We start from the raw sequence: 11,540 nt of genomic DNA, 5'->3' as shown, positions 1-11,540 counted from the left end.
TTCAGCCGGTGGTGGCGTCGGACAGGGGTCCGGTACTGCGTGACGAGCGGCAGGCGAGCATCGCGTGATGTCCTCACTCAGGGTGTCCACGCCCTGGTTCGACGAGACCGGCGGCGAGAGTTCCTGGCTCCCGGGGGTTACTACCCCGGTGACAGTGGCGGGACCGCGCCGGATTCGCACCGGCTTCCTCTTCTGCCGCCGTAGATGGCTCCGGAAGTCCACCATGGGTCGCGACGGCCGTCAACTTGCCTGTGACCTGCGACGGGAGAGTGTGCGCAGGCCCACACACACCGAAGGTGCGCGACGGTGTCCCGTCACGCACCTCAGGAGTCGCGCGCCGTACGTCAGGCCACGATGAGATAGATGCCGTACGCCACGGCCGCCGTGCACGCCGCGAAGCACGCGTAGGCGCCGGTGACCGCGAGCGCGGCCGAGTCGCCCTGTGCGACCGCCCGTTCGCGGCGCGAGAGGCCCGCGATGCCGAGGGTGAACAGGCCCACCAGGGCCACCGTGACGACGAGACTGACACCGAAGACGGAGCCGAGGGACGCCCAGTCGATCTTCATGCTGCTTCCTTGTGTTGCCGGGAGGGAGGACCGGAGGTCAGACGGAGGCCTTGGAGGGCTCGGGTCCGGATGCCGGTGCCGGGAGGGTGACCGCGAGGTCCTCGGTCACCGTGCCCGCGGGGGGCGGGGTCACGGCGGCCATGGCGGTGGTGACCACTCCGGCGGGCTCGTCGTAGTCGGTGACGTTGGTGTGGTCGATGACCTCGCGGCGGGAGATCTTCCAGATGGCGACGCTGGAGGCGACCAGGAAGACCGCGACGGCGGCGGTGCCCCACTTGCCGAGACCCGTCACGTACTCGGCGAGCGCGGCGACCAGCGCGGCGGCCGGCAGGGTCAGGCCCCAGGCGACGAACATCCGGGTGGCCGTGGACCAGCGGACCACGCCGCCCTTGCGGCCCAGACCGGCGCCCATCACGGAGCCGGAGACGGAGTGCGTGGTGGACAGGGAGAAGCCGAGGTGGGAAGAGGCCAGGATGACCGTCGCCGCGCTGGTCTGGGCGGCGAAGCCCTGCTGCGGCTGGAGGTCGGTCAGGCCCTTGCCCATCGTGCGGATGATCCGCCAGCCGCCCAGGTAGGTGCCGAGCGCGATGGCCAGGCCGGCGGAGAGGATGACCCAGGTGGGCGGGTCCGAGTCGGGGGCGAGGGCGCCGCCCGCGATGAGGGCGAGGGTGATGATGCCCATGGTCTTCTGGGCGTCGTTGGTGCCGTGGGCGAGGGAGACGAGGCCCGCGGAGGCGATCTGACCGGCGCGGTAGCCCTTCTTCGAGGCCTCGCCGTCGGCCTTCCTGCCGAGCGTGTAGGTGAGCCGCGTGGCCAGCAGGGCCGCGAGGCCCGCGACGATCGGGGCGGCGATGGCCGGGAGCAGGACCTTGGTGACCAGCACGTCGCCGTGGACGGCGCCGACGCCCGCCGAGGCGATGGTGGCGCCGATCAGGCCGCCCATCAGGGCGTGCGACGAGCTGGAGGGCAGGCCCACCAGCCAGGTGAGGAGGTTCCAGAGGATCGCGCCGACCAACGCGGCGAAGATGACCTCGGGACGGATGCCGGTCTCGTCGACGAGACCCTTGGAGATCGTGTTGGCGACCTCCACCGAGAGGAAGGCGCCCACAAGGTTGAGCACGGCGGACATGGCCACCGCGACCTTGGGCTTGAGCGCACCGGTCGAGATGGTCGTGGCCATCGCGTTGGCGGTGTCGTGAAAACCGTTCGTGAAATCGAACGCGAGCGCGGTTACGACCACGATCGCGAGGATCAGCGAGAAGTTTTCCATTTACCCAGGCAATCGTTCGAAGTCATTGGCTCGATGAACGTAGGTAACCCGAGTGAACGGAAGGTGAACTGGGGCGGGCCGCACGGTGTCCGGCAGGGAGGACTTCCCCTATGAACGGAAGCCCTCCGTCCGCGACGCCCCGGCCGAGCCCTTGCGGGGCGCGGCCTAACCGCCGCGGGCGAACGACCTCAGCTGCGCCAGGGACCCGTTGAAGAGATTTTGGTCACCCGGCAGGCTGCCGCCGTTGTCGTACTGCCAGAGGGTCCACGCACGCCATCCGGACGGCAGCGTTCCGGGGTTCGGGGCATCGTAGCGGGCCACCCACAGCGGGTGGTCGGTGAAGGCACGGGAGGCGCCGGTGCAGGTGTTCCACCAGTGGGTGGTGGTGTAGATCACCGGACGGCGGCCGGTCAGCCGGCGCACCTCGTCGCTGAACGCCCGGATCCAGGCGGTCATCGCCGCCTTGCGCAGCCCGTAGCACTTGTGCGTGCCGTACGGGTTGTACTCGATGTCGAGGGCGGGCGGCAGGGTCCAGCCGTCCGGCCGCCAGCCGCCGCCGTTGCGCACGAAGAACGCCGCCTGCGCGTGGCCCGAGGACCGGTCGGGCAGGGCGAAGTGGTAGGCGCCGCGCACCAGGCCGGCGGCCCGGGCGCCGTCGTACTGCCGGGCGTGGTACGGGTTGCGGTAGGTGTGCGACTCGGTCGCCTTGACGTAGACGAACCGGGCGCCCTTCGCCCGGCTGTCCGGCCAGTCGACGTCCTTCTGGTGCGACGAGACGTCATGGCCTCTCGGTGCCCCGGCCGCCACGGCCGGGGCCGGGGTACCGGTGACGGCGGTGCCGCTCAGCGCGAGCACCGCCGCGCAGGCCGCCATGAGGCGTGAGCGGTGGATGCGGTGACGGGACGGACGGGACGGTTTGCGGGCACGGGCCATGATTCCCCCCGGAATGGCGACGTGTGCGGCAAATCACCCGGAGATTATCGGAAGATCGTTGAACTCTGATCGATCTCAGGCCAAGCGGGCGGCGCAGACGGTATGTCATGCTCTGCACCCTTCCGGAGGTCGCCCCTCCGCCCTAAAGTGCCCCCACTCACCGGCGACTTCACCCACCGCGCCTGGCAGGATCGCCGCATGGCTGAGGAACGGTGGGAGCAGGGGGACGGGGACACCCCGTACCGGCGCACGGTGCGGCCCGAGGAGGCGGCGGCCTGGGAGTCCCTCGTCGCGACGGCCCGCCGGACCGTCGCCGACGGACTCGTGGTCGGCACGTCCGGGAACGTCTCGGTGCGCGTGGGGGACACGGTGCTGGTCACGCCCTCCGGCGTGCCCTACGACCGGCTCACGCCCCAGGACGTCACGGGCGTCGGCCTCGACGGCCGGCAGGTGCTGGGCACGCTGGTGCCGACCAGCGAGCTGCCCATGCACCTCGCCGTCTACGGCGCCACCGGCGCCCGGGCCGTCGTGCACACCCACGCCGTCCACGCGACGGCCGTCTCGACCCTGGTGCCCGAGCTCCCGCTGATCCACTACATGGCGGCCGCCCTCGGCGGACCCGTCCGGGTCGCCCCCTACGCGACCTACGGCACCGAGGAGTTGGCCGAGAACATGCTGCGGGCCCTCACCGGCCGCACCGCCTGCCTCCTGCGCAACCACGGCACCGTCGCCCACGGCGCCACCCTGGACCAGGCGTACGACCGCACGGCCCAACTGGAATGGATGTGCCGCGTCTGGCTCACGGCGGCCTCGGTACCGGGCCTGTCCCCGGCCCTGCTGTCCGAGGAACAGGTGGCGGAGGTGGGGGAGCGGCTGAAGGGGTACGGGCAGCGGCGCTGACGGCCCGTGGGCGGCTGCCCCGCTTCACCCCGCCCCGCCCTCCCACTGGCCACACGCCCGGTCCTTTCGGACACTGGACGGGTGCGCACTGTCCCAACGACGGCCGCAGCCGTCTCCGTGGCCCTGGCCGCCGGCGCCGCGAGCGTCGCCGCCGGGCGGCTCGCCAGCAGCGCCGCCCTGACGGCGCCCCCCGGCCGCCCGCTGCCCACCGAACCCCGGCTCACCGTGCACGCCACGGCCCCGGGGCAGATCACCCTCACCCGCGACCTGGCCTCGCTGCGCCCCGGCACGTACGGCCTCGCCGGACACGGCTCCCATGCCGTCGTCGGCCCGGTCCTCGACGACGAGCGGCACTCCGCCGACACCGTGGTCCGCCGCCTGGAGCTCGTCACCCACGGCACCCTGAAGCCCGGCGACAGCGTCTGGCTCACCCCGAACCTGTACGTCGGCAACCCGAGAGCCACCCTCGGCCTCGACCACGCCGATGTCGACATCCCCGGCGAACTCGGCCCGCTGCCCGCCTGGTTCGTGCCCGGCGCCCGGGACACCTGGGTCATCGCGGTGCACGGCCTGGGCACCACCCGCGAACACGCCATGAACCTCATGCGGCCCCTCAACGCCCGCCACGTCCCGGTGCTCGCCCTCGCCTACCGCGGCGACCTCGGCGCGCCCCGCCCGCCGGACGGCCTGAACCACTTCGGCGAGACCGAGTGGCGCGACGTCGACGCCGCGCTGCGCTACGCCGTGCGCTACGGCGCCCGGAAGGTCGTCCTGCTCGGCTGGTCCACCGGCGCCACCATGGCCCTGCGCGCCGCCGCCCGCTCCAGCCTGCGCGACCGGATCGCCGGGCTCGTCCTGGACTCCCCGGTGCTGAGCTGGGAGGCCACGGTGCGCGCCCTCGCCGCGGCCCGCCACACCCCGAGCGCCCTGCTGCCCCTCGCCGTCCGCGCCGCCCAGGGCCGCGCCAACCTGACCGCCGACCGCTCCGGCACCGACGCCCTCGACGGCGTCACGGTGCCCACCGTCGTCTTCCACGGCCCCGGCGACCGGGTGGCCCCCTGGACCCTGTCCCGCCGCCTGGCCGCCTCGCACCCCGGCCTCGTCACCCTGCACACCGTGCGGGACGCGCCCCATGCCGCCATGTGGAACGCCGACCCGGACTTCTACGAGGAGTCGCTGCGCCGCTTCATGACGCCGCTGGTCTGAGACGCCCCCTCGGGACCGGCACCCGCGGCCGGTCGCGCGCCATTCCGTTTAAGGCCGTACGGCCGGCCTGCTCCCGGTGCCGGGCACTCGTCGGACCCCCCGCGCCGGCCGTCCCCGAAGCCGCTCATGGCATTCCGTTTGGGTTTTCGGACCGTCAACCGGAAGACTGCACCCGTGACGTCCCGTATCCCGCGCGACTCCAGGCTTCGACTCGTCCGCCCGCGACCCCTGGCCGCCGCCCCCGGAGCAGTGAACCAGCGGCGCCCGCGCCGACCCGCGCCCCGGCCGCCGGAGGGCACACCGGCCCGGTCCGCGCTGGCCGGAATGGCACGCTCCCTCCTCGCCGACGCGGTCCGCGTCGCCCTCTGGGCCGACACCGCCCTGCGCCCCGGCCGTACGAACGCGAACCCCGACGGCAAAGGCACCCTCTCCGACGAGACCGCCGAACGCGCCTCCCGCGCCCTCGGCCTGACCGTCGCTCAGGTCCGCGCCGACTGGGACACCGCCCGGCTCGCCGGCCTCGTCGAGGTGCACGGCGACAGCGCCCGCCCCAGCTGGCGGCTGCGTGCCTGGGACCGCGACGACAGCGCCGTCCTGCGCGGCTGGGTCGCCCTCTTCGACGCCTGGTCGCTGGCCCACCCCGAGCCCGCCCACCTCGAGCACGCGGCCGTCGCCGACATCGTCTCGGCCCTGCCCCAGGTGCTGTCCTTCCTCCAGCTGTCCGCCGGGCCGGTCCCCGTCGAACAGCTCCTGGACCTGCTGGAGCAGCGCGTCACCGAGCTGCGCACCGAACGCTGCGAGATCCCGTACGGACCGCGGACTGAGCCGCTCCCCGACGCGAGACCCGTCGAGGACACCCCGCTCGCCCCGCTCCTCGACTGGGCCCTCACCGCGCTCGCCTCCGTCGGGGCCCTCACCTACGGCGACGGCCAGGCCACCCTGACCCCCCTCGGCAGCTGGGCGGTCTGGGTCAAGCTGGAGCAGATCTGCGTGGCCGCCCAGAGCCCCGCCGGGAACATCGAGCAGTCCGCCGAGGACATGCTGCGCGGCTGCGCCCAGCTGCGGCCCAACGCCGCCCGCGACGAGTACCGCGCCTGGCTCGCCGCCCGCCCCGTCGGCAGCGCCGTCACCGAGCTGCTGGCCGCCGCCCGCGGCGACGACGCCCTGCTGCGCGGCCTGGCCTTCGAGGCGCTGCGCGTCGTCGGCGCCCCCGCCGAACCCGACGTGCGCGCGATCGCCGACGAGCCGGCCCTGCGCCCCTACGCCCTGCTGTGGCTCGCCGAGCACGACGGCGCCGACCCCGAGGACGCCCACGAGGTGCTGACCCGGGAGGAGGCCACCTGGCTGTGGGTCGACACCGCCGCCGCCGTCGCCGACCACGGCGAGGCCCCGATGCTCGTACGGCACCTGGAGTCCGCCGTCCAGCCGACCGTGCCCGCCCTCCTGGACGAGGTGCGTGCCGTCGGCCACCCCCGCACCGTGCAGGTCCTGGTCGCCCTCGCCGCGGCGCACCCCGACCCGGCCCTCGCCAAGGCCGTGCGCCGGGCCGCCTTCCAGGTGCACACCGGGGGGAGCTGAGCCGGCCCCGCGCCGCTCAGCCGCCCGTCCCGGGGACGTAGGTGCCGAAGCTCCACACGTTGCCCTCCAGGTCCCGGGCCAGGTAGTCCCGGCCGCCGTAGTCCTGGTCCCTCGGGGGCATCAGGATCTCCGCGCCGTGCTCCACGGCCCGCCGGTGGTGTGCGTCGACGTCCTCCACGACGACGTACACCCCGGCCGGGCCCGCGCCCTCCATCACCCGGTCGAAGACGCTGCCGGTGCCCTTGGAGCCCAGCATCACCACGCCGCCGCCCTGCGTCAGTTCGGCGTGCGCGACCTTGCCGTCCTCGCCCTCGTGCACGGCCAGTCCCGTGAAACCGAAGGCCTCCGTGAGCTGGCGGACCGCCGCCTCGGCGTCCGTGTACAGCAGCGCCGGGCTGAGCCCCGGACGCCCACCGCTCGTGCCTGCCATGCCGTCACCCTTTCGTGCGCAGTGACCTCGGGCGGCCGTCGCCGCCGCCGGTGTGATGCATGACCCGCCCCGGGTCGTCCGAACCCGGAAAAACTGGTTGCACGGCCCCGTTAGACTGGCTCCATGGCCATTCTCCTCGCGCATTAGACGGCGGGACTGTCCTCAGCCGCCCATACCGCCACCTAGCCCCGCCCTGGAGTCTGACCGTGATCTCCGCCACCGGTATCGAGCTGCGCGCCGGCGCGCGCGTCCTCATCGAGTCCGCGACCTTCCGCGTCGCCAAGGGTGACCGCATCGGCCTCGTCGGCCGCAACGGCGCGGGCAAGACGACCCTCACCAAGTGCCTGGCCGGCGAGGGCATCCCGGCCGCCGGACAGATCACCCGCTCGGGCGAGGTCGGCTACCTCCCGCAGGACCCCCGCACCGGCGACCTCGACGTCCTCGCCCGCGACCGGATCCTCTCCGCGCGCGGCCTGGACGTGCTGATCCGCAAGATGCGCGACAACGAGCAGCGCATCGCCAACGGCCAGGGCTCCACCCGCGACAAGGCCCTGAGGCAGTACGAGCGCCAGGAGACGGAGTTCCTCACCAAGGGCGGCTACTCCGCCGAGGCCGAGGCCGCCACCATCGCCGCCGCGCTGAACCTGCCCGACCGGGTGCTGGGCCAGCCCCTGCACACCCTCTCCGGTGGTCAGCGCCGCCGTATCGAACTGGCCCGGATCCTGTTCTCGGACGCCGACACCCTGCTCCTCGACGAGCCGACCAACCACCTCGACGCCGATTCGATCATCTGGCTGCGGGACTACCTGAAGACCTACCGCGGCGGCTTCATCGTGATCTCCCACGACGTCGACCTGGTCGAGACGGTCGTCAACAAGGTGTTCTACCTGGACGCCAACCGCGCCCAGATCGACGTCTACAACATGGGCTGGAAGCTCTACCAGCAGCAGCGCGAGGCGGACGAGAAGCGCCGCAAGCGCGAGCGTCAGAACGCCGAGAAGAAGGCCGCGGCCCTGCACTCGCAGGCCGACAAGATGCGCGCCAAGGCCACCAAGACGGTCGCCGCGCAGAACATGGCCAAGCGCGCCGACAAGCTCCTCTCCGGCCTCGAGGCGGTGCGCCAGCAGGACAAGGTCGCCAAGCTGCGCTTCCCCGAGCCCGCACCCTGCGGCAAGACCCCGCTGATGGCGGAGGGCCTGTCGAAGTCGTACGGCTCGCTGGAGATCTTCACCGACGTCGACCTGGCCATCGACAAGGGCTCCCGCGTGGTCATCCTGGGCCTGAACGGCGCGGGCAAGACGACCCTGCTGCGCCTGCTCGCCGGGACGGAGCAGCCGGACACCGGCGCGGTCGTGCCCGGCCACGGCCTCAAGCTCGGCTACTACGCCCAGGAGCACGAGACCCTGGATCCGGAGCGCACGGTCCTGGAGAACATGCGCTCGGCGGCCCCCGACCTCGACCTCGTCGAGGTGCGCAAGACGCTCGGCTCCTTCCTGTTCTCCGGCGACGACGTCGACAAGCCGGCCGGTGTCCTCTCCGGCGGCGAGAAGACCCGGCTCGCCCTCGCCACCCTGGTCGTCTCCTCGGCGAACGTCCTGCTCCTCGACGAACCCACCAACAACCTCGACCCGGCCAGCCGCGAGGAGATCCTCGGCGCGCTGCGCACCTACAAGGGCGCGGTCGTGCTGGTCACCCACGACGAGGGCGCCGTCGAGGCGCTCCAGCCGGAGCGGATCATCCTGCTGCCGGACGGGGTCGAGGACCTGTGGGGCGCCGACTACGCGGATCTCGTCGCCCTCGCGTGACCGAATACGTGATCCACGGGCTATGGATCATTCGGCCCACGGGTGATCCACCATCTGTGTGAGATCTCCTCGTACTGAGGTGTGTAATACATCGATTTCGCGCCCTCGTCGGTTATCGGCGGGGGCGCGCGTATGCCAGGACGCTGACCTGGGAATTCACAAATGAACCCGTTCGGCTGTACGGACGCGGGCTCCCGGAATTCCCTATTCCGCATGTGGGGACGCGCTCCTGTCGTCACAACCATGTCTCACGGACCTTGCCGAATGGGTGGCCATGTAGCCCCGGAGGGGTGATCATGAGGAGACCAGAGCGCACTTCCCATGAGGAGGCACGGGTGGCCGAGACTCTGAAGAAGGGCAGCCGGGTGACCGGCGCCGCGCGCGACAAGCTCGCGGCAGACCTGAAGAAAAAGTACGACTCCGGTGCGAGCATCCGGGCACTGGCCGAGGAAACCGGCCGCTCGTATGGCTTCGTCCACCGGATGCTCAGCGAATCGGGCGTCACGCTCCGTGGGCGTGGCGGGGCGACGCGAGGCAAGAAGGCCGCATCGTCCTGATCCCGGGCGGTCCATCGGCTTCGATGGTGACCATCCGGCCGGTCCTCCCCTGAGTCCTTGAGGGGCCCGGCGGGATACCGGATCGACCGGGTGGTTACTGTGCAGTCACTTAGTGGATGCCTCCTCGGCATCCGCGGGCTGACCGCACGCATCGGAGGCACCCCATGGCTTCGCCCGCCCAGGACATCGCTCCCCTGCTCGACAAGGACCACGTCCGGCTCACCGTCGACGGCGCGATCGCGACGGTGACCCTGACGAACCCGGCCAAGCGCAACGCGCAGAGCCCCGCCATGTGGCGGGCGCTCGCCGAGGCCGGGCGGGCCCTGCCGGGCAGCGTGCGCGTCGTCGTGCTGCGCGGAGAGGGCCAGTCCTTCTCCGCCGGACTCGACCGCAAGATGTTCACGCCCGAGGGGATCGAGGGCGAACCCTCCTTCATCGACCTCGCGCGCAGCAGCGACGGCGAGCTCGACTCCGCGATCGCGGGGTTCCAGGAGGCGTTCACCTGGTGGCGGCGCAACGACCTGGTGTCCATCGCCGCCGTGCAGGGCCATGCCATCGGGGCGGGCTTCCAGCTCGCGCTCGCCTGTGACGTGCGCGTCGTCGCCGACGACGTGCAGTTCGCCATGCGCGAGACCAGCCTCGGGCTGGTGCCGGACCTGACCGGCACGCATCCGCTCGTCGGGCTCGTCGGCTACGGCCGCGCGCTGGAGATCTGTGTGACGGGCCGCTCCGTGCTGGCCGAGGAGGCCGTGGCCAGCGGGCTCGCCAACCTCGCCGTGCCCGCGGACCAGCTCGACGACGCCGTACGGGACCTGGCCGGGGCCGTCGTCGCCGCGCCGCGGGACGCCGTCGTGGAGACCAAGGCGCTGCTGCGCGGTGCCACCGACCGCACCTACGACGAGCAGCGCGGCGCCGAACGGGCCGCGCAGGCGCGCCGTCTGCGGGACCTGGCCGGCCTCGGCGAGTGAGCCGCGCGCGGATCAGCCGACGGCCGTGACCAGCACGGCCACCGTCGGCCGGTCCGCGAGGGCCCGGCCCACCCTCTCGCGCACCTCCCGGGCCACCTCCACGGCCCGGTGGTCCGCGGCGACCGCGAGTTCGACCCGTACATGCCGGTGCGGCAGAGCGGCCCCGTCCCGCCGCGTCTCGACGTGCACGGAGCGGCCCGGCCCGCCCAGCGCTCCGGTCAGCCCGGTGACCCCCGGGACCGCCAGGGCGACGGCCGTGACGCGCTCCTCGTCGGGGTTCGCGGGCCGCGCCGGGGGCACCGGCTCGGACGGCCGGGCGGGCGAGGGGCCTTCGTCACCGCCGTCCTCGTCGAACAGGGCCGTCACCCGCAGATCCACCTCGGTCACCGCCAGACCGAGCTGATCCGAGGCGGCCGACAGCGCCGCGCGCAGCCGGTCCGTCGTGGCCGGCAGCGGTTCGGCGCCGACCGCCGCGCACTCGGCCGTGATCCGCAGCGGCCCCGGCGCCACGGCGCTCGGCGGTGGCGGCACGACCGGCTCGCCGCTGCCGTCCGGATCGGCCGGCGCGATCCGCAGCGCGCCCAGCCGGACACCGCGCACCGGCTCCGCCGCGCGCCGCAGCACCGCCTCGGCCGCCCTCTCGAAGATCCACGCGCCGTCGCGCGCGCCGCCCAGCGGCAGCAGCCGTCCGAGCCCGGTCTGCTGCCGCACCGCCCGCTGCCACCGGTCCGCCGTCGTCATTCCTCCAGCCTGCCGTATCCATGGCGCGGTTCCCCGTAACCGTGCTTACGGTGGTCGAGGGACGACGACCGAAAGGGACCGACGGCCATGACCGAGATGACCGAGCAGAAGATCCAGGGGCCCGGGCGCGGTGCGACGGACACCGGTGCCCGGGGCAGGACCACCATCGCCGACGGCGTCGTGGAGAAGATCGCCGGAATGGCCGCCCGCGACGTGGAGGGTGTGCACGCGATGGGCAGCGGCCTGTCGCGGACCTTCGGCGCGATGCGGGACCGGGTCCCCGGCGGCGGGACGGCCAAGTCGGTCACCCGCGGGGTCAAGGCCGAGGTCGGCGAGAAGCAGGCCGCGCTCGACCTGGAGATCGTCGTCGAGTACGGCGTGTCCATCGCCGACGTCGCCCGCGACGTGCGCGAGAACGTGATCACCGCGGTGGAGCGGATGACGGGTCTCGAGGTCGTCGAGGTCAACATCGCGGTGAGCGACGTGAAGCTGCCGGACGAGGAGGAGGAGGAACCGGAGCGCCGCATCCAGTGATCCGCCGAGGGCCGTACGACCGGGGGCGTGAAGGCGCCGAGAAGCTGAGGAG

Annotated in this window: 12 protein-coding genes and 1 riboswitch; of the genes, 7 read left to right on the top strand and 5 right to left on the bottom strand. The window is 72.8% G+C overall.

From position 1 onward, the window contains the following. Nucleotides 1–94: 94 nt before the first annotated feature. Nucleotides 95–238, bottom strand: a riboswitch (cobalamin riboswitch). 106 nt (nucleotides 239–344) lie between these two features. The 3 genes from ACFRAC_RS27730 to ACFRAC_RS27720 form a co-directional block, all read right to left on the bottom strand. Then, a complete protein-coding gene (locus ACFRAC_RS27730; protein ID WP_361343387.1) occupies nucleotides 345–566 on the bottom strand; it encodes a hypothetical protein in 222 nt (73 codons plus the stop codon). A 37-nt stretch (nucleotides 567–603) separates the two neighbouring features. Beyond that, nucleotides 604–1,836, bottom strand: a complete 1,233-nt coding sequence (locus tag ACFRAC_RS27725; protein WP_382932193.1) for an anion permease — start codon at nucleotides 1,834–1,836, stop codon at nucleotides 604–606. A gap of 165 nt (nucleotides 1,837–2,001) precedes the next feature. Then, the gene (locus tag ACFRAC_RS27720; RefSeq protein WP_382932185.1) at nucleotides 2,002–2,769 is read right to left on the bottom strand and encodes a lysozyme; all 768 of its coding nucleotides are present in this window, start codon (nucleotides 2,767–2,769) and stop codon (nucleotides 2,002–2,004) included. 198 nt (nucleotides 2,770–2,967) lie between these two features. Here ACFRAC_RS27720 and ACFRAC_RS27715 point away from each other — a divergent pair, with 198 nt between their 5' ends. The 3 genes from ACFRAC_RS27715 to ACFRAC_RS27705 all read left to right on the top strand — a co-directional run bounded on the left by ACFRAC_RS27715 (nucleotide 2,968) and on the right by ACFRAC_RS27705 (nucleotide 6,453). Continuing rightward, nucleotides 2,968–3,669: a class II aldolase/adducin family protein gene (locus ACFRAC_RS27715; protein WP_382932183.1), complete on the top strand. Its 702-nt coding sequence runs from the start codon at nucleotides 2,968–2,970 to the stop codon at nucleotides 3,667–3,669. Between the two features lie 81 nt (nucleotides 3,670–3,750). Continuing rightward, nucleotides 3,751–4,875 (top strand): alpha/beta hydrolase, encoded by a 1,125-nt coding sequence (locus ACFRAC_RS27710; RefSeq protein WP_382932178.1) that lies wholly within the window; start codon nucleotides 3,751–3,753, stop codon nucleotides 4,873–4,875. A gap of 174 nt (nucleotides 4,876–5,049) precedes the next feature. Continuing rightward, the gene (locus ACFRAC_RS27705; protein WP_382932172.1) at nucleotides 5,050–6,453 is read left to right on the top strand and encodes a hypothetical protein; all 1,404 of its coding nucleotides are present in this window, start codon (nucleotides 5,050–5,052) and stop codon (nucleotides 6,451–6,453) included. Between the two features lie 16 nt (nucleotides 6,454–6,469). Here ACFRAC_RS27705 and ACFRAC_RS27700 read toward each other — a convergent pair whose 3' ends face one another. Continuing rightward, on the bottom strand, nucleotides 6,470–6,883 hold the full coding sequence (locus tag ACFRAC_RS27700) for a VOC family protein (protein ID WP_382932168.1): 414 nt from the start codon (nucleotides 6,881–6,883) through the stop codon (nucleotides 6,470–6,472). Nucleotides 6,884–7,089: 206 nt separating this feature from the next. On the opposite strand from ACFRAC_RS27700, the gene ACFRAC_RS27695 reads away from it, so the two are divergent. The 3 genes from ACFRAC_RS27695 to ACFRAC_RS27685 all read left to right on the top strand — a co-directional run bounded on the left by ACFRAC_RS27695 (nucleotide 7,090) and on the right by ACFRAC_RS27685 (nucleotide 10,213). Beyond that, nucleotides 7,090–8,688 carry an ABC-F family ATP-binding cassette domain-containing protein gene (locus tag ACFRAC_RS27695; protein ID WP_382932162.1) on the top strand — a complete coding sequence of 533 codons (1,599 nt, stop codon included), beginning with the start codon at nucleotides 7,090–7,092 and terminating at the stop codon, nucleotides 8,686–8,688. 335 nt (nucleotides 8,689–9,023) lie between these two features. After that, the gene (locus tag ACFRAC_RS27690) at nucleotides 9,024–9,245 is read left to right on the top strand and encodes a helix-turn-helix domain-containing protein (protein ID WP_004002281.1); all 222 of its coding nucleotides are present in this window, start codon (nucleotides 9,024–9,026) and stop codon (nucleotides 9,243–9,245) included. 164 nt (nucleotides 9,246–9,409) lie between these two features. Then, complete coding sequence (locus tag ACFRAC_RS27685) at nucleotides 9,410–10,213, top strand: enoyl-CoA hydratase/isomerase family protein (protein WP_382932154.1); 804 nt, start codon at nucleotides 9,410–9,412, stop codon at nucleotides 10,211–10,213. Nucleotides 10,214–10,225: 12 nt separating this feature from the next. On the opposite strand, the gene ACFRAC_RS27680 is transcribed toward ACFRAC_RS27685, so the two are convergent. Next, the gene (locus ACFRAC_RS27680) at nucleotides 10,226–10,954 is read right to left on the bottom strand and encodes a nucleopolyhedrovirus P10 family protein (protein WP_382932148.1); all 729 of its coding nucleotides are present in this window, start codon (nucleotides 10,952–10,954) and stop codon (nucleotides 10,226–10,228) included. Nucleotides 10,955–11,041: 87 nt separating this feature from the next. Here ACFRAC_RS27680 and ACFRAC_RS27675 point away from each other — a divergent pair, with 87 nt between their 5' ends. Further along, a complete protein-coding gene (locus ACFRAC_RS27675; RefSeq protein ID WP_382932142.1) occupies nucleotides 11,042–11,488 on the top strand; it encodes an Asp23/Gls24 family envelope stress response protein in 447 nt (148 codons plus the stop codon). Nucleotides 11,489–11,540 lie beyond the last annotated feature (52 nt).

This window comes from Streptomyces sp. NPDC056628 (assembly GCF_042792555.1).
Lineage (GTDB): Bacteria > Actinomycetota > Actinomycetes > Streptomycetales > Streptomycetaceae > Streptomyces.
This window is presented reverse-complemented; position numbering and strand designations above follow the sequence as displayed.

Bases quoted from the DNA above. Each gene is read 5' to 3' on its own strand.
- ACFRAC_RS27715 (WP_382932183.1), top strand. From the start codon at position 2,968: ATGGCTGAGGAACGGTGGGAGCAGGGGGACGGGGACACCCCGTACCGG.
- ACFRAC_RS27700 (WP_382932168.1), bottom strand. From the start codon at position 6,883: ATGGCAGGCACGAGCGGTGGGCGTCCGGGGCTCAGCCCGGCGCTGCTG.
- ACFRAC_RS27685 (WP_382932154.1), top strand. From the start codon at position 9,410: ATGGCTTCGCCCGCCCAGGACATCGCTCCCCTGCTCGACAAGGACCAC.
- ACFRAC_RS27730 (WP_361343387.1), bottom strand. From the start codon at position 566: ATGAAGATCGACTGGGCGTCCCTCGGCTCCGTCTTCGGTGTCAGTCTC.
- ACFRAC_RS27680 (WP_382932148.1), bottom strand. From the start codon at position 10,954: ATGACGACGGCGGACCGGTGGCAGCGGGCGGTGCGGCAGCAGACCGGG.
- ACFRAC_RS27720 (WP_382932185.1), bottom strand. From the start codon at position 2,769: ATGGCCCGTGCCCGCAAACCGTCCCGTCCGTCCCGTCACCGCATCCAC.
- ACFRAC_RS27675 (WP_382932142.1), top strand. From the start codon at position 11,042: ATGACCGAGATGACCGAGCAGAAGATCCAGGGGCCCGGGCGCGGTGCG.
- ACFRAC_RS27725 (WP_382932193.1), bottom strand. From the start codon at position 1,836: ATGGAAAACTTCTCGCTGATCCTCGCGATCGTGGTCGTAACCGCGCTC.